This is a genomic window from Staphylococcus sp. LKG4-2 (assembly GCF_050955665.1).
GTDB lineage: Bacteria > Bacillota > Bacilli > Staphylococcales > Staphylococcaceae > Staphylococcus > Staphylococcus saprophyticus.
On record NZ_CP194532.1, the window covers coordinates 2,177,046 to 2,193,265 of the forward strand.

Here is a 16,220-nt window from a genome sequence, read left to right on the forward strand (position 1 = left end):
TCCCTTATTTTTTAGTTATAAAATCTTTGTATGTTTTAATTTTCTTGCTACTTTTCATATCTTTGATACTTTGTTTAATTTGATCAATATCATCTTGTTTAGTTACATAACGCTTGATTACTGTATCTAAATAACTATCTGATACATTACTTATATTAGTTGGTAGTCTTGCAACAATTTGATTAACCACGTCTCTATACCACATGTGCAAATCCCCTTTAAATTATAGATATAGAAAATCTCTAATATCGTTAATTAATTTGAAACTATAAAGAATTAAATGAATATACTACTAAAGTTGCTTGATACTACGTTCACTTATTGGATAAAACCAATTTAGATCATCAGCACTTTTAGGCTTAAATCCTGCTAATGCCATCGCCTCTTTCATGTTACTGTTTGATATATAAAAGCCATAAGGCTCACGTTCAAACATATGCTTTAAGTTGTAACTAGAATAGTTTTCATTAACTGACTTTTTAGGCTCTAATTGTTTACACCACATTAATAGTGTTTCGAGTTCCTGCATTGTCATATCGTTAAAATCAATTGCGTTAAATCCTAAATCGTTATATGACATATATTGATATAGTTCTTCATCGTTAAAGTAAAATACTTCACGAGGATATTCTGTAATCACACGATGTACATTATTATTAGTTACTACTGTTCCATATCTATTGCCACTGTTATATAGGTATCTCATTTTCTTAATCTCCTTTTTTATTAGTGTGAACCGTTCCGTTCTTACTCTCCCAATGCTTTCAAGAATCGTTCACATCACGGTTCACGGTTTTTCAAATAAGTGTGAACCACTCCACTCCTACTCTCCCAACGGATTAAGGGCAATGGTTCACGATGTTCACGTTTTTTTGAAACATATGCCTTTATATAAAAGATAAAATACTTTACTTTTTATCTATATACATATGTATATTATTATTACCGTGAACTTCGTGAACTATCTACTCTAAACACTTGACACTGTTGACTTCATGCGGTTCACGATTTCGATTTTTTACCGTGAACTCATCGTGAACTCCGTGAACTCTAATCATATCCATACGGATTGTGGTATTGACTGAAATCATAATCTAACTGATCTAAAACATCTTTTTTTATCATATAGCCATTGGGCTTTGTTCCTTTATGACTAATGCGTTTGGTACGTCTGCCATCTTTATCAATAATAAGATAATTATTATCGACCCAACCACCTGTGATATTGTTTACTTCGTCACCCAAGAAGTCTTTAACGGTTTGTGTAAGGATACATAAACCTTCTTTTTTATATATGGCCTTTACATCACCATGTGTAACTCGGTCGTATCCTTCGCCTTCAATGCTATTTCTATTTGCATCCAAGTAATCTAGTAATTCTTCCAGCATTTTTTTAGACTTATCAATATTTTTATTATTCTTCATCATGCTGTTGAAAGCACTATGCGTAATAATGTATGGATCATGTTCGAAACCTTCAATATCATTTAATATTTCACCAGCCACTTGTAATAAAGCAAAACTTCTAGCGATTCTAACCATAACTTCATTACCTTCAGCCTTATCTATAAAAACTTTTTGAGCGCCCTTGAACGATGATTTGTATTTATCCTTATCACTGTTATATTTTTCAATGAATAATTTACCAAGTAATCCATAATTGCTTTCGAATGTTTCGGCTATCTCATTGAAAATATATTGTGACGTATTAGGAAATGGATTCTCTAACAATGTAATTACACGACCAGCTACGCCACCTTTTTCAGAAATATCTGGTGTTGAAACTTCACCGGTAGATAATAATATGGTGTTCCATTCTTCAAATACATCAATACCTCTTTCTTTAGTAGCTCGCCCTTTTGACTTTCCACCCGAAAATTGGTAAAAAATCTGTGGTAAATCTTTATAGTTTGCTTTTCGAGTATCGTCCATGATTAAAGGGAATGAATTTAAAAATGCTGCCATTCGTTCAACACTGGTTTTTGTAGTGTTCCATTCCATTACTAAATCTTCATGCCAACCCCACACGCTTGCACAAACACGTTCTGTAAAAGTTTTACCTTTTGAAGTTCTAACTGCTTGCTCTATGATAATGGAATCTGTTCCAAATTCTTTAACTAATATTGAACCAACTGAACCATAAAACATCATCATAACCATTGGATTGTCTTTGACATGTTTAAATAATCCATCTATATATTTTTCGATATTTCCTTTACTTCTAAACCCATCAATTATTTTTTGTTTACCTGGGTCAGAATTAAATAATTTAAAATCATTTTTATTATTATCTTCTACATAAGGTGAAATGAATTTTTTACCTATATGTCCTAATCGTGTAGCCACATCAAAATCTTTTATATTGTTCCAACGTCTGTATGCACTAAGGTAATGTACAAGAGAAGGCGATTCGTTTTGTGTAATTTCTAGCCCTTTGTTTGCAAGTTCTACTATATTTCTAGCCTGCGTTATATCTCCAGCATTAACACGCAATTTATGTTTACCTTTTTTGTCCTCAAATTCTAATTCGAAATATATATCTCCTGTTTCGATATCTTGATAACGTTCAGTAATAATAGGCGGCGTACTTGTGATATAAATATCCTCAATCTTATCTTCTTTTTGAACATATTCAGTAATTTTTCGATAATACAACCATTTACCTTTAATTAAATAGGGTTCTGGAATTGTTGGTTTATCTTTATTAATTTCTTGAAAATTTTTAAGTTTATTCATATTTTCAAAAACATCTTCTTGAGTTACTTCCATTTCCTCTACTGTCATATCCCGTCCCCCTCTAGTTGTTCATATGCTTTTTGAGTATTGAGTTAAATGTTTTATTAATTTCGCTATCGTCCATAGGTGGATTACATGATTTGCCCCACGCTGTCACAAGTCCATATACAAGGTGTGCATCTACATATCTGCGTAACAGGTAGCCACTTATTGAAGCTAGCGCTTGATTACGTTCACCTTCACCAACACCAAACGCAAGATCACGCCAATAAGACGAATCACGTTTTTTATGTTGGTTTGAGTAATTAATGGTAATTGATTTATTTTTTTGAGTGTTATCGAGAAATCTCGATAACTGATTTAAAGCATCAATAGTTATTGCTGGTGCATCATTATATTTAAAAATGTAAGGTATATCTTTATCGGGTCTTACTGGTAGCGCCATAGCTCTTGAAGGTTGGAAGCTGCCTTCGTCAATTTTGTAGCCAATTTTCTGCGCTAATGCTTGCGTATACTTCCTATAGTCATCTGCACTCACAGGCTCACTTAAAGGCACCATAAGACGAATACGTGGTTTTTCAGAAGTATGGTTATACGTTGTATGGAATGCCCAAGAATAGCCCTCTAATTGCTTACAAATTGATTTGTATAATCCTTTGAAATCAGTAATATCATCATAATCAAGTGCTAGTGTATTTCTGTTTATAATGTTTTCATCGTTACGGTACTTTTGAGTGAGTTTGCCGTCTTTTTCCATGTCTTTCACATCACCGTAAAGGACTAATCCACGTTTATATTTATCACCATTATTCATAGGTGTTTGTAATCTATTGATCCATTCCGACCAAAGCAAATTGTTATTTTGAACAAAGGAATCGGAATATAAATTTTTGTATTCTATAACGTTTATTTTAAAATCATGCTGCAATTTTATTTGTTCAAAGCCCATTTATTTTGCCCCTCCTACTGTAAAAACAAGGCGTGAAATGGTATAATTGATGTATAAATAAGCCAAGTCACGTTTGTTTTTAATATTCCAAATTGCATTAAGCGTTATCAGATTCTGTCGCCAAACATTCTTCTGATGACGCTTTTTCTATGTCTAAGGCTTTAAAATCTTTAATTAGATCATCGAATCGTCGTAAGTACACTTGCATTAATTCAGTCGTATGTTCATGTTGTATACGAGATTCGTTATAACCTAAAGTGTAATGTTCTTTATCATAACTATTTTTCAGTTCTTTAAATCTATACATATCGTCACCGTGCCACACATGCGCTGTTAAAACATCATCAATTTTTTCTTTCAATAATTCGAATTCACATATTAAATCTTTTTGATTAAAATTCATCTTATTTACTCTCCTTATAAAAATTAATAACTTTATTATCTTTGCCTAATTGAACATTTATACCGTAAAAAGCACAAACATTTTTAAGTCGTTTCGCTTTCTGCTTGAATTCTTTTAGCGATTTATGAAAATCTTCATACAAATAATTAATTTCTGGCTCGATATCATCTAATGCGATATTCGCTATTGCATTCGCTCCTAAATTATCTCCTTCTTCTCTATAAGCTTTTACTTTTTCACTTAACACACCCACTAACTCTGAAAGTCTATTCAACTCTCCATTTAAGGAATAAACTTTATTAGAAGCGCTCACCATTTCTTCAAAAGCATTTAAAATATCATTATTCATTTTCCTAATCCTCCAATAATTGTTTTCTAATTTTTCTATCATTAAACCATTCTGTTATTGCCCATGATGTAATAGCTAGTGGACTATATAAAGCCATACTATTAAAAATATCTTCTGTCACATAACCTACTGCAAATGATGCCAATGAGCTTGCTGTGATAAGTATTCCGAATAATTTCATATTGTATTCACCTCCTATTGTCCTACTGAAATTGAATTACTAAATAATTCATCGATAGGCATTCCATACAATTCAGATAAAATTTTACATTCTGGCAGATTGAAAGTCGCTTTACCACTTTCTTTTAACTGATAACGTTGTGGCGAAATGCTAAGTTTCTTTGCTACCTCTTTTTGAGTGTGACCTTTTTCACGTCTTGCGATGTATAACATCGGATATGCTAAGTTTGTCATTCCAATTCCTCCTTAAAAATAACACGTTTATATGTTATTTGTATTTATAATTGTATTATATACTTGTTATTTAAATTTTGTCAATGCTATATTATGTTTTTTGTTCTAAATAACATGTATACGTGTTATTATTCTTTAAGAGGTGTTAATAATGATAAAATTCAATTTAAAAAAAGTAATGAAGCAAAAAAACATTAATATCAGTCAGTTAAATGAAATGACTGGAATCTCAAGAAATTCTTTAAGCCTTTTAATTAATGGTAAAAGCCAAGGTATACAATTTGAAACTATGGAAAAAATAACAAAAGCGTTAAATATCAATATTGAAGATCTATTTAATGATTCATTTGATTACATTGCAATAGATGTAAGAAATAAAGTGAGTATTAAAGGACATTTCCCATCTATAGTGTCCGATGAAAAAATTTATACTATAGGTAAAAATGTAGAATTAATTAATGATAATGATTATTCAACGCCTAGTTTTTCAGCATTAAATTGTTATTATCTTGAAGATAACATCAACAAACATGCATATATTCCTTATAGAATTTTTATCGATATAACAGGTTCAAATAAAATCTTTATTGATATTAATATCAAAAGAAGCCAATTATCTAATGAATTTAAAAGAATAGTAAATGTTGATTATCACGAACATTCAATAAGAAAAATAATTCAATATTTTTTCACTAATAAAATTTTAAAATTTGAAAAAGAATTACTAAATAGATATTTAAACTACCATGAATATCCTATATTAAAGGTAAATGTTTGTGTCTATATAAACGATGATGAAAAAATAGGCAATCGACCAGTTAGAACATTTTTTGATTTAAATGAAGATTTATTACCTATTTCAGACGAGTATCTTGCAGGTTTCTTAGAAAATTTAAATAAGGATTCTACTTATACATATAATTACGAGGAAACTTTAACCATTAAAAGTAAAAATATTAAGTAGGTGACCCATCATGCAACACGACTTAAAAATATCCCACAACATCTATAAAGATGTTAAACGTGGTACTTATTACTTCCGTATCAAATACTACGAGAAAACGGGAGAACGCAAAGAAATTAAACGCACTGGATATAAGCAACGTAAAGAAGCTGTAAAAGCATGTAACGCTTATATGGACGAAATAGAGGGCATAGGTAAGATTAATCAATTACCGTTCGATGAATTGGTACAAGAGTATGTTGAGTGGTATTCTGCACGTCGTAAAGCATCAAGTTTAAAATCACTTAAGACACATACCAATAATCATTTATTACCATTCTTTAAATCAACGGACGTATTCAACATGACAACGCAGGATATTATGAAGTTTCAAAATAAGAAGATGAAAGAAGCACATTCAGGGGAATATTTGAAGAAGATGCATGTTTTCTTGGTATCAATACTTAACCACGCTATGAAGTATCATGATCTAAAACAAAATGTTGCATCATTAGTAGGTAACTTTGAGATTGACACACAGAAACGCTTAAATTACTGGACGTTAGAACAATTCAATCAATTTCACAATATGCTGCCTAATTTGCAACAAAAAGTATTTTTCAAGCTATTATTCATGAGTGGCGCACGTAAGGGAGAGATTAGAGCGCTCACATGGGACGATGTAAACTTTGAGGATGATTATATCCATATAAACAAAACGGACTATCACGGTATCGTGACAGCCCCTAAAACGAAAGCGTCCACACGTGATATATACTTACCTGCTCACATGATGGACGACTTACAAGAATATTTAAATTGGTATAAAGATAATAATATTTACAAATCTAATTATGTACTATTTGGCACATTTTTTAAAGCGTTTAGTGAAAGTGCTATTGATAGATGGTTTACTGGTGCACTTAAAAAACTTGATGAAACATTGCCTGACGGTGAAACGTTCCCACGTATTGTTATTCATGAATTAAGGCATAGCCATGCGTCTATGCTAATAAATCATGGTGCTAGTCCTATGATTATTGCCCAAAGATTAGGACATACATCTACAGAAGAAGTAACATCACGTTATGGGCATTTGTACCCTAGCACGCAAAAAGAAATAATAAAATATTTATGAGGTGATTTATGAAAAAAATTCCGTATAAATACTGGATAATAATTGTAGTATTCTTTGGTTCACTTGCATTTTCTAAAAACTTCAGATCATATATTGTCAGTCATCATATTGATTTGTTAAAAATTATAACACCTATGTTAATTGCTTATTTAGTATATAAATACACAACAGATAATCATAAGAGAACCTTATTAAATGAATTAGATTCCAAATCAGAATGGAGAAAGACCTTATTTACTATTGCAGGTAAAAAGAAAATAAAAATCAAAGACGTTTATCAATTAAGAGCAAGTTTAAGGTTTACACATAAAAATGAAAGCGAATATCTAAATAATGACTATTTTGATAATATGAATATACTTATTATAAAATATTGCGAGAAAATAATTAATAAAGATTTAATATTAAAAGATGACTTAATATTAAATAATAATTCACAAGAAACTATTAGACTATTTTGCAGATACATGTTAGCTGATCATTGGGAAAAAAATCAAAATAAAGATTTTAAATTTAATAATCCTGAAAAAGAAATTGAACTATGTAACTACACACTTAATAAATTTTTATTAATAAATTCCATATCGTTTAATGATAAAAATACTAAAAATAACTTCTTCAATTTATTTAATGATGTCAAAATATATATTAAGACAATGACACCCTAAATAAGGGTGTCTTTTTATGTGCTGGGGCATATTTGGGGCAATATTGGGGCAACAAAAATAAAAAGCCCACAACCACATGGGTTGCAGACTATATAGTGGAGACGGCGGGATTCGAACCCGCGTCCAGAGGTTCTGATACTAGCACTTCTACGTGCGTAGTCTATCAATGAGTTTCGCATAATGGGAGGTGATAGACATCCGTCATTATGCTAGTTTGATTCATCTCTTCTAGGCAGACTTCAAGCGGCAGTGCCTAGCGTATCCTACTAAAGGTTGAATCGCGTTAACAGCACATAGGAGATGCTGTTAGGCGATGCAGAGTGCTATTACGCAGCTACTGCGAAATTATTGTTTTCTTTGCCAGTTATTATAACTGTGTGTGTTAGTGACGGAGACAGCCCTCCGACACGCTTAACTAGCTCATGGAACCCCTGTCGAATCCAAAAACGCCCCCTGAATAATATTAAATGTACTTTCTGGTAGGCTGTATCTGTTACAGCGCTTTTTCAGAAAGCACATATTATATTACCAAAGATTCATATCTTTGGCAATATATCCGCTTAATAACGGGCTTTCATCTCTCTAGCTACATCACGTTGTACTGCTTTTTCTTTTAATGCTTGACGTTTGTCGTATTTTTTCTTACCACGTGCAACGCCAAGTAAGACCTTACAGTGCCCATGTTTGAGATAGAGTTTCAAAGGTACGATAGAGTAGCCAACTTCACGTGTACGCTCACCTAACTTCGCTATTTCACGTTTGTGTAGTAAGAGCTTACGTGAACGTCGTGGATCATGGTTGAATCTGTTACCTTCTTCATATGGCGCAATGTGCATATTGTTTAGAAACATCTCGCCACGATTCACTTGCGCATAACTATCTTTAAGGTTTGCACTACCACGACGAATTGACTTGATTTCTGTTCCTTGTAACACAATGCCCGCTTCAATCGTATCTTCTATATTATAATCATGTCTGGCTTTACGATTTTCTGCTAGTGTTCCTGGTGATTTTTTCTTTGGCATTGAGTTTCACCTCTTCGTTGAGTTATTTTTTCTTCTTACGTGCTTTATTTTTTACATTTTTATCTTTATAAAATGGTTTATGCTTTGTGTTGCCTTTACTTTGGTCGCTTTGACGTTTGTTTTTACCTTTACGTTGTTTCTGTTTAGTACGTCCACGTCTGCCTTTACCATTTTTATCATCTTTAGATTTATCTGATGAATTGCCACGTGGTTTGGCTTGGATGGTCTTACCACGTGATGGTTTTTGACCGCGATCTCTATTTGGTATTGGCATACCGACGATTTGGAAATCAATCATACGTTCATCAACATCTACCTTAATGACTTTAATTTGGACAGGGTCACCGATGCGGAATATTTTCGCTTGGCGTTCACCTATCATTGCCATTTGACGTTCATCAAAATGGTAATAATCATCCGTCATGTTTGATACATGCACCATACCTTCAATAGTGTTTGGTAATTCAATAAACATACCAAAATTCGCAACTGAACTAATAATCCCTTCGAATTCTTCGCCAATATGTTGCACCATGTATTCTGCTTTTTTCAATTCATCTGTATCACGTTCTGCTTCGATTGCTCTACGTTCTCTTTGAGACGTATGTTCAGCAATTTCAGGTAACAATGCTTCCCATTTATTTTTTTCTTTTCTATCCATGGATTGTTCAATAATATATTTGCGAATTAATCTATGAACAATTAAATCGGGATATCTACGTATAGGTGACGTGAAATGTGTATAGTATTCAGCTGATAAGCCAAAGTGTCCTAAGTTCACATCATCATAACGTGCTTGTTGCATTGAACGTAACATCATTGTTGAAATCACCATTTGTTCTGGTTGACCTTCAACTTCTTGTTGAATTTTTTGTAAAGTAGACGGGTGAATATCTTCACCTGTACCTTTGATCATTAATCCAAAATTAGTCACGAAATCAAAGAATTGACGTAAGCGCTCTGATTTAGGTTGTTCATGGACACGATAGATAAATGGTACTTCTAAACGATCAAAATGTTCTGCGATAGTTTCATTAGCCGCTAACATAAATGATTCAATTAAGCGTTCGCCTTCACCACGTTGTCTCATTTCTACATCCGTTGGGATACCCTCTTCATTAACAAGTACTTTAGCCTCATTAATATCAAAATCGATTTCACCACGACGTCTTCTCATATGGATTAAGCGCTGAGATAAATCTTGAGCTAAATCTAACATCGGTGTGACTTCACTATATTGATTACGTGTTTCCGTATCTTGATCTGTAATAATTTCATTTACTTCATCATAAGTCATACGATAATTAGAATGTATCACACTATCAAAGATTTCATGGTCTACAACATCGCCACGTTCATCTATTTCCATTTGGCAACTTAATGTAAGTCGGTCCACTTGTGGATTTAATGAACATATACCATTACTTAGACGGTGTGGAATCATCGGTATCACTCGGTCTACTAAGTAAACACTTGTTGCACGACTGTATGCTTCTTTATCAAGCGCTGAATCTTCAGTTACATAGTAACTTACATCAGCTATGCTGACTGTTAGTTGTGTATGACCATTGCTTAACTTTTTAACACTAATCGCGTCATCTAAGTCTTTAGCATCTGCGCCATCAATGGTAATCGTAAGTTCATCGCGCAAATCACGACGACCTTCAATTTGTGATGGCTCGATATGATCTGGTACTGCTTCAGCTTCTGCGAGCACATTGTCAGGGAATTCAATTTCGATGCCATGTTGATAGATGATAGATAGAATATCTACACCTGGGTCATTCTTATGGCCTAAAATTGCCGATACGATACCTTCAGGATTATCTGTACCATCTGCGTATTTCGTAATTTGTACGAGAACTTTATGTCCATCTACTGCACCTAAATTTTGTCCTTTAGGAATAAAGATGTCTTGCATAATACGTTTATCATCTGGTAATACAAAGCCGAAGTGACGTGCTTCACTATAAGTACCAACGACTTGTGTGACTGAGTGTGTTTCAATCGTCTTAACTTCGCCTTCTAATTTCCCTTTGTGTTCACCTTTAGATTGATGTACTTCCACAAGGACAGTATCACCATCCATGGCTCTATTGATTTTCGTTGGTGGGATGAAAATGTCATCCATATCCTCTTCTTCAGGACGTAAGAAAGCAAAACCTTTTTTATTTTGACTTAACTTACCTTTGATTAATTTGGATTGTTTGGCATTATTAGATGCTTTACGTTGATATCTATCTGTTTTTGTACGTTGAATCAAACCTGTTTGTTCTAATTCAACAAGCACCTTGATTAAATCTCTAAATGAGTCGGCACTATTTAAACCTAATGCATCTTGAAAATCAGACACAGACATGGGTTCATAATCTGGTTGTTTAATTATTTCTTCAATGGATTGCTTTAAATTCATTATGCCCCTCCTTTCTATTTTTAAATACTTCTAAATTTTTAATTCGACCAATCTAATGATTCTAAGAAATTGTATACGTCTTCGAATACTAATTCTTTTTCTTTATCAATTGTAATGACATGTCCTGAATTCGCATACCATTTGATATCTTTTTCATCAGATTCGCTCTCATTGTATATAACATTTGCAGAATCTGTATTAATCATTTGATCTTGTTCTGCTTGGACAACTAATAATGGATCCATTACTTCATCTATGTGATTTCTGACATCCTGTATTTGTCCTTGTAACTCTTTTAAAGTGTCTGTAGGTTTAAAGTTTGCCATTTCTTTTTCAATGGTAGCTTCATCTTTACCTTCATACTTTTTAAAATTACGCGCATATTCTAGAACACCGTTAAACATAGACCCTTCCGTCTTAATGTACATAGGTGAACACATTGTTATAATACCCTTTACATCTCTGTTTAAGCTTAATTTCAACGCATAACATCCACCAAGTGACAATCCTGCAACAACGATTTCATCATAACCTTTGTCTACTAAGAAATCATAGCCATCTAGTGCATCTTTAAACCATACAAATGGACTTGAACTTAATATTTCTTCAGGTGGTGCTGCATGTCCTTCATATTGTGGTGCATACGATGTGTAGCCTTTCTTCTGCAAGTAACGCCCTAATTGTCTCACATCTGAGGAATTCCCTGTAAAGCCATGTAACAGTAACACAGCTCTATTACCTTCTTCAAAGAAGAATGGTTCTGGAAGTTTAATCTGCATTGTGTTTCAATCCTTTCGCTTATGCTTTAGTACGTGTCGTTTATTTAAATTCACCTTTTATTTATCTCAATTATTTTTAAAAGCTATATTAACTATTATAAATAAAAAAGCCCGACTTTAACATTGTCGGACCTTATAAACCAAAATAACTTATGCCTAACATTAACAAGAAGAAAATGACAGACAATACAATTGTTAATCTATGCAAGAATAAATCAATACCGCGTTGCTTTTGTTTACCAAATAACTGCTCGGCGCCACCACTAATTGCGCCTGAAAGTCCATTACTTTTACCTTCTTGGAGTAATACAACAGTTACTAATGCAATACAATCTAAAATCAAAAGTACCATTATTAATGTATGCATGAAAATTGTCCTCCATTCATTATATACGAAACGCATTATATCATACGTTTGTCGTCTTTAGCAAACTTCTATCTATTGAACGTGCTTTTACGTTTAATCGAAACAATTAACATATAAACAGCTAACACAAATGATAAAACGAGTACCAGTGTTAAAGGAATGATATTCACGCTAGATTTGATATCTAATATCGCGCCATAAACTGCACTAATGTTAATTAAATTATACAATATTTGTGATACGAATACCGCAAACATAAACCACCATAAATAGATATGTCTGTTCCAAATTGCGAAGATACCTGCTAAATTCGCAAAAATATACATTATTCCTGTAAATTGGAAACTGTTTTTAATTGTACCCACAGCATTTTCAGATGTTGTCTGTCCGCTATTTGATAATAGTTGTTTAATAACACTATCATCTAAAACTACGAATAAATGTATAACATAAAGAATCGCAATGATGACTGAACTATATGCAATCAGATGAGCCGTTTTAATTTCTTTAGACTTAGGTTTTACTTCCATAATTCGTTAAGACTCCTTCTTTATTTTACATCTTTAATTATATCAGTTTAATTGTAAAAGATGAACAATTTAAGTTAATCATCATTATAAAGTAACACGCCAAGTTCATTCGCTTCATATGATTTATGTATTTGTCTCAATAAATTTATACTTTTTAAAATGAGCAAGTCGGACTGTAGTCAGTGGCTCTATGGATTGCCTATTAGAACAGCAATATGATACTTCAAATATAAAAGTCTAAGTACCACAGAATAAGCGATAAAAATCATTACTTTTTAATTTATTTATTAACTTATTAGGCAGTAATTTGGATCGACTCGAGCATGAAAACACTATACGAAGACTTCGGGCCGTATCTGTATCCACGAAAAGCGAGTACAAAAAACGAGCACAAAAAAACTGCCAACAAAATCGGAGACTTTGTTGGCAGTTTAACACAGATCCTCAATAATCTGCGTTTAGCGCGTGAACTCTTAAATTTTTATGCTGTATTATTTAGATAAGTTATAGAAAGATTTAAGTCCGTCGAACTTACCTGTTTCGTATAATTCATCTTCAATGCGTAATAATTGGTTGTATTTCGCAATACGGTCAGTTCTTGATAATGAACCTGTTTTAATTTGACCTGCATTTGTAGCAACTGCAATGTCAGAAATTGTAGTATCTTCTGTTTCACCAGAACGGTGAGATACAACTGCTGTGTAGCCAGCTTTTTGAGCCATTTCGATAGCGTCAAATGTTTCAGTTAATGTACCGATTTGGTTAACTTTGATTAAGATTGAGTTACCGATACCTTTTTCAATACCTTCAGATAATTTAACTGTGTTTGTAACGAATAAATCGTCACCAACTAATTGTACTTTATCACCGATACGATCAGTTAATACTTTCCAACCATCCCAGTCATTTTCGTCCATACCGTCTTCGATAGTGATAATTGGGTATTTGTTAACTAATTCTTCAAGGTAATCAACTTGTTCTTCAGCTGAACGTTTCGCACCATTTTCACCTTCGAATTTAGCGTAGTTGTATACACCATCTTCAAAGAATTCAGAAGAAGCACAGTCGAAGCCTAAGAATACATCTTTACCTGGCTCTAAACCAACGGCTTTAATAGCTTCTAAGATTGTTTCAACAGCATCTTCAGTACCTTCGAATTTAGGAGCGAAACCACCTTCGTCACCTACTGCTGTTTCTAAACCACGATTTTTAAGGATTGATTTTAAGTTGTGGAAGATTTCTGCTCCCCAACGTAATGATTCTTTGAATGATTCAGCGCCTACTGGCAACACCATAAATTCTTGGAATGCGATAGGAGCATCAGAGTGAGAACCGCCGTTAACGATGTTCATCATTGGTACTGGTAATTGTTTACCATTAAATCCACCTAGGTATTTGTAAAGTGGTTGTCCTAATAAATCAGCTGCTGCACGAGCTACTGCAATAGAAACACCAAGAATAGCGTTAGCACCTAATTTACCTTTGTTTTCAGTACCGTCTAATTGGATCATCATTTTATCGATTGAAACTTGTTCTAATACTGAAAATTCACCTTCAATAAGCTCTGGTGCAATAATTTCGTTAACGTTGTCAACTGCTTTCGTTACACCTTTACCTAAGTAACGTGATTTATCTCCGTCACGTAATTCTACTGCTTCATGTTCACCAGTAGAAGCACCTGATGGTACTAATGCACGTCCGAATGCACCACTTTCTGTTAATACTTCTACTTCAACTGTTGGGTTACCACGAGAGTCAAGGACTTCGCGAGCGTAAACATCTGTAATAATTGGCATGTTTATAATCTCCTTTATAAATAAGTAGTTTAGAAATATTAAATTTCATCTTCATTATAGCTTTAAATACTATAAATACAAAGTAATTTAATTCTCTTGTGTTGTTTATAAGCAACTAACCATTTTAATGAAAATATCTCATTTTCGAAATCGTTAGCTTCTCAATCTTGCTCAAAGCGATTAAACTTTGATTAGTGATTAATGAGTGATTCACCAGTCATATCTTCTGGTTGATCTACATTTAATAAATCTAATAATGTTGGTGCTAAATCACCAAGACGACCCGTTTCACGTAAAGTAACGCCATCTTTTGTCACAATGACTGGAACTGGGTTTGTCGTATGCGTAGTCATTGGTTGATCATCATCTGTAAGGACCATGTCTGAATTACCGTGATCGGCAGTAATGATTGCATGACCGCCCATTTCAGTAATTTTATCAACAACTTCGCCTAGACATTCGTCCACGGCTTCAATTGCTTTAATTGTTGGTTCTAACATACCACTGTGTCCAACCATGTCTGGGTTAGCAAAGTTTAAAAGAATTAAATCTAAGTCACCTTTATTTAATTCTTCAATTAAAGCATCTTTAACTTCATATGCGCTCATTTCAGGTTTAAGGTCATAGGTTGCGACTTTAGGTGAATCGATTAAACGGCGACGTTCACCTTCAAATTCTTCATTACGACCACCACTCATGAAATAAGTCACGTGAGGGAATTTTTCTGTTTCAGCAATACGTAATTGTTTAAGTCCGTTATCTTGTGCAACTTCACCGATTGTATTCGTTAAATCAACTTTTTCAAAAACAATCTCTGCATTCACGTTATCATTATATTTAGTAAACGTTGCATAAAATAAGTCGTTGATTTGTTCTACTTTAAAGCCTTCGAATGCTTTATCAGTAAATATTTCAGAAAGTTGTCCAGCTCTGTCAGGACGGAAGTTATAAAAGATGACTGCATCACCATCATTGACACCTTCGTTTTGGTCTTGGACGATAAATGGTTCAACAAATTCATCTGTTAAATCTTTATCGTAATTCGCTTCGACACCTGCTTTAGCAGATTCGAATGTTGTTCCACCAAAATTGCGGATAGCATTGTATGCTTTTTCTTCTCTGTCCCAACGTTTGTCACGATCCATTGCGTAATAACGACCTGATACAGATGCGAATTGACCAATACCTAGTTCTTTAAACTTCGCTTCAGTTTCTTCAATATATTTTAATGCTGATTTTTGATCAACGTCACGTCCATCTAAAAAGGCATGAACATATACTTTTTCTAAACCTTGCTTTTTAGCTAAATCTAATAACGCGAAAAGGTGTTTGTAATGGCTGTGTACGCCACCATCTGATAATAAACCAAAAACATGTAGCACTGAATCATTTTTCTTAACATGATTGATTGCATTGTTTAATACATCATTTTCAAAGAAATCGCCGTCTTCAATAGATTTATTGATACGCGTTAAGCTTTGATAAACGACACGTCCAGCGCCAATGTTCATATGCCCAACTTCTGAATTACCCATTTGACCTTCTGGAAGTCCAACATCTAAACCACTAGCTTCGATTTGAGTAGTTGGATACTTACTGTAATAACGATCAAAGTTAGGTTTATTAGCTAGTTTCACAGCATTACCGTGTTCGCTCTCTCTGTTTGCAAAACCATCTAAAATAATTAATGCAGTTGGTTGTTTAGCCATA

The 16,220-nt window shown here is 33.4% G+C and carries 18 protein-coding genes and 1 other RNA gene; 3 read left to right on the top strand and 16 right to left on the bottom strand.

Annotated elements, in window-relative coordinates:
- Positions 1-4 precede the first annotated feature (4 nt).
- From ACM6UH_RS10725 to ACM6UH_RS10760, 8 genes are all read right to left on the bottom strand, one after another.
- Positions 5-205 (bottom strand): hypothetical protein, encoded by a 201-nt coding sequence (locus tag ACM6UH_RS10725; RefSeq protein WP_225791503.1) that lies wholly within the window; start codon positions 203-205, stop codon positions 5-7.
- An 87-nt stretch (positions 206-292) separates the two neighbouring features.
- Positions 293-706: a hypothetical protein gene (locus ACM6UH_RS10730; protein ID WP_433911962.1), complete on the bottom strand. Its 414-nt coding sequence runs from the start codon at positions 704-706 to the stop codon at positions 293-295.
- 344 nt (positions 707-1,050) lie between these two features.
- Positions 1,051-2,784 (bottom strand): DUF927 domain-containing protein, encoded by a 1,734-nt coding sequence (locus ACM6UH_RS10735; protein WP_081325084.1) that lies wholly within the window; start codon positions 2,782-2,784, stop codon positions 1,051-1,053.
- A 13-nt stretch (positions 2,785-2,797) separates the two neighbouring features.
- On the bottom strand, positions 2,798-3,685 hold the full coding sequence (locus ACM6UH_RS10740) for a primase alpha helix C-terminal domain-containing protein (RefSeq protein ID WP_069822190.1): 888 nt from the start codon (positions 3,683-3,685) through the stop codon (positions 2,798-2,800).
- Positions 3,686-3,782: 97 nt separating this feature from the next.
- Positions 3,783-4,088 carry a type II toxin-antitoxin system toxin TscT gene (tscT, locus tag ACM6UH_RS10745; protein WP_069822189.1) on the bottom strand — a complete coding sequence of 102 codons (306 nt, stop codon included), beginning with the start codon at positions 4,086-4,088 and terminating at the stop codon, positions 3,783-3,785.
- A 1-nt stretch (position 4,089) separates the two neighbouring features.
- Complete coding sequence (locus tag ACM6UH_RS10750) at positions 4,090-4,437, bottom strand: hypothetical protein (protein WP_069822188.1); 348 nt, start codon at positions 4,435-4,437, stop codon at positions 4,090-4,092.
- A gap of 4 nt (positions 4,438-4,441) precedes the next feature.
- Positions 4,442-4,618, bottom strand: a complete 177-nt coding sequence (locus ACM6UH_RS10755) for a hypothetical protein (protein ID WP_176720518.1) — start codon at positions 4,616-4,618, stop codon at positions 4,442-4,444.
- Between the two features lie 14 nt (positions 4,619-4,632).
- Complete coding sequence (locus ACM6UH_RS10760) at positions 4,633-4,851, bottom strand: helix-turn-helix transcriptional regulator (protein ID WP_069822187.1); 219 nt, start codon at positions 4,849-4,851, stop codon at positions 4,633-4,635.
- 151 nt (positions 4,852-5,002) lie between these two features.
- Between ACM6UH_RS10760 and ACM6UH_RS10765 the strand changes: the two genes are divergently transcribed.
- Genes ACM6UH_RS10765 through ACM6UH_RS10775 form a run of 3 tightly spaced genes read left to right on the top strand, consistent with a single transcriptional unit; the run spans position 5,003 to position 7,600 of the window.
- Positions 5,003-5,815: a helix-turn-helix domain-containing protein gene (locus tag ACM6UH_RS10765; RefSeq protein WP_069822186.1), complete on the top strand. Its 813-nt coding sequence runs from the start codon at positions 5,003-5,005 to the stop codon at positions 5,813-5,815.
- 10 nt (positions 5,816-5,825) lie between these two features.
- Positions 5,826-6,932 (top strand): tyrosine-type recombinase/integrase, encoded by a 1,107-nt coding sequence (locus ACM6UH_RS10770; RefSeq protein WP_069822185.1) that lies wholly within the window; start codon positions 5,826-5,828, stop codon positions 6,930-6,932.
- Positions 6,933-6,940: 8 nt separating this feature from the next.
- Entirely contained in the window at positions 6,941-7,600 is a 660-nt protein-coding gene (locus ACM6UH_RS10775) for a hypothetical protein (RefSeq protein WP_002476194.1), read from the top strand.
- 93 nt (positions 7,601-7,693) lie between these two features.
- Here the strand turns inward: ACM6UH_RS10775 and ssrA are convergent.
- The 8 genes from ssrA to gpmI all read right to left on the bottom strand — a co-directional run bounded on the left by ssrA (position 7,694) and on the right by gpmI (position 16,219).
- Positions 7,694-8,054, bottom strand: a transfer-messenger RNA (tmRNA) gene (gene ssrA, locus ACM6UH_RS10780).
- 106 nt (positions 8,055-8,160) lie between these two features.
- Positions 8,161-8,625 (bottom strand): SsrA-binding protein SmpB, encoded by a 465-nt coding sequence (gene smpB, locus ACM6UH_RS10785; RefSeq protein ID WP_011303579.1) that lies wholly within the window; start codon positions 8,623-8,625, stop codon positions 8,161-8,163.
- Between the two features lie 22 nt (positions 8,626-8,647).
- Positions 8,648-11,038 (bottom strand): ribonuclease R, encoded by a 2,391-nt coding sequence (rnr, locus tag ACM6UH_RS10790; protein WP_433911963.1) that lies wholly within the window; start codon positions 11,036-11,038, stop codon positions 8,648-8,650.
- A 38-nt stretch (positions 11,039-11,076) separates the two neighbouring features.
- A complete protein-coding gene (locus tag ACM6UH_RS10795; RefSeq protein WP_011303581.1) occupies positions 11,077-11,817 on the bottom strand; it encodes an alpha/beta hydrolase in 741 nt (246 codons plus the stop codon).
- Between the two features lie 133 nt (positions 11,818-11,950).
- A complete protein-coding gene (gene secG, locus ACM6UH_RS10800) occupies positions 11,951-12,184 on the bottom strand; it encodes a preprotein translocase subunit SecG (RefSeq protein ID WP_011303582.1) in 234 nt (77 codons plus the stop codon).
- Positions 12,185-12,252: 68 nt separating this feature from the next.
- Positions 12,253-12,714 (bottom strand): hypothetical protein, encoded by a 462-nt coding sequence (locus ACM6UH_RS10805; protein WP_011303583.1) that lies wholly within the window; start codon positions 12,712-12,714, stop codon positions 12,253-12,255.
- 491 nt (positions 12,715-13,205) lie between these two features.
- Positions 13,206-14,510, bottom strand: a complete 1,305-nt coding sequence (eno, locus tag ACM6UH_RS10810) for a surface-displayed alpha-enolase (RefSeq protein WP_011303585.1) — start codon at positions 14,508-14,510, stop codon at positions 13,206-13,208.
- Positions 14,511-14,701: 191 nt separating this feature from the next.
- Complete coding sequence (gene gpmI, locus ACM6UH_RS10815) at positions 14,702-16,219, bottom strand: 2,3-bisphosphoglycerate-independent phosphoglycerate mutase (protein WP_011303586.1); 1,518 nt, start codon at positions 16,217-16,219, stop codon at positions 14,702-14,704.
- Position 16,220 lies beyond the last annotated feature (1 nt).

Coding starts and splice junctions, on each gene's coding strand:
- ACM6UH_RS10725 (WP_225791503.1), bottom strand. CDS start 205: ATGTGGTATAGAGACGTGGTTAATCAAATTGTTGCAAGACTACCAACT.
- ACM6UH_RS10730 (WP_433911962.1), bottom strand. CDS start 706: ATGAGATACCTATATAACAGTGGCAATAGATATGGAACAGTAGTAACT.
- ACM6UH_RS10735 (WP_081325084.1), bottom strand. CDS start 2,784: ATGACAGTAGAGGAAATGGAAGTAACTCAAGAAGATGTTTTTGAAAAT.
- ACM6UH_RS10740 (WP_069822190.1), bottom strand. CDS start 3,685: ATGGGCTTTGAACAAATAAAATTGCAGCATGATTTTAAAATAAACGTT.
- tscT (WP_069822189.1), bottom strand. CDS start 4,088: ATGAATTTTAATCAAAAAGATTTAATATGTGAATTCGAATTATTGAAA.
- ACM6UH_RS10750 (WP_069822188.1), bottom strand. CDS start 4,437: ATGAATAATGATATTTTAAATGCTTTTGAAGAAATGGTGAGCGCTTCT.
- ACM6UH_RS10755 (WP_176720518.1), bottom strand. CDS start 4,618: ATGAAATTATTCGGAATACTTATCACAGCAAGCTCATTGGCATCATTT.
- ACM6UH_RS10760 (WP_069822187.1), bottom strand. CDS start 4,851: ATGACAAACTTAGCATATCCGATGTTATACATCGCAAGACGTGAAAAA.
- ACM6UH_RS10765 (WP_069822186.1), top strand. CDS start 5,003: ATGATAAAATTCAATTTAAAAAAAGTAATGAAGCAAAAAAACATTAAT.
- ACM6UH_RS10770 (WP_069822185.1), top strand. CDS start 5,826: ATGCAACACGACTTAAAAATATCCCACAACATCTATAAAGATGTTAAA.
- ACM6UH_RS10775 (WP_002476194.1), top strand. CDS start 6,941: ATGAAAAAAATTCCGTATAAATACTGGATAATAATTGTAGTATTCTTT.
- smpB (WP_011303579.1), bottom strand. CDS start 8,625: ATGCCAAAGAAAAAATCACCAGGAACACTAGCAGAAAATCGTAAAGCC.
- rnr (WP_433911963.1), bottom strand. CDS start 11,038: ATGAATTTAAAGCAATCCATTGAAGAAATAATTAAACAACCAGATTAT.
- ACM6UH_RS10795 (WP_011303581.1), bottom strand. CDS start 11,817: ATGCAGATTAAACTTCCAGAACCATTCTTCTTTGAAGAAGGTAATAGA.
- secG (WP_011303582.1), bottom strand. CDS start 12,184: ATGCATACATTAATAATGGTACTTTTGATTTTAGATTGTATTGCATTA.
- ACM6UH_RS10805 (WP_011303583.1), bottom strand. CDS start 12,714: ATGGAAGTAAAACCTAAGTCTAAAGAAATTAAAACGGCTCATCTGATT.
- eno (WP_011303585.1), bottom strand. CDS start 14,510: ATGCCAATTATTACAGATGTTTACGCTCGCGAAGTCCTTGACTCTCGT.
- gpmI (WP_011303586.1), bottom strand. CDS start 16,219: ATGGCTAAACAACCAACTGCATTAATTATTTTAGATGGTTTTGCAAAC.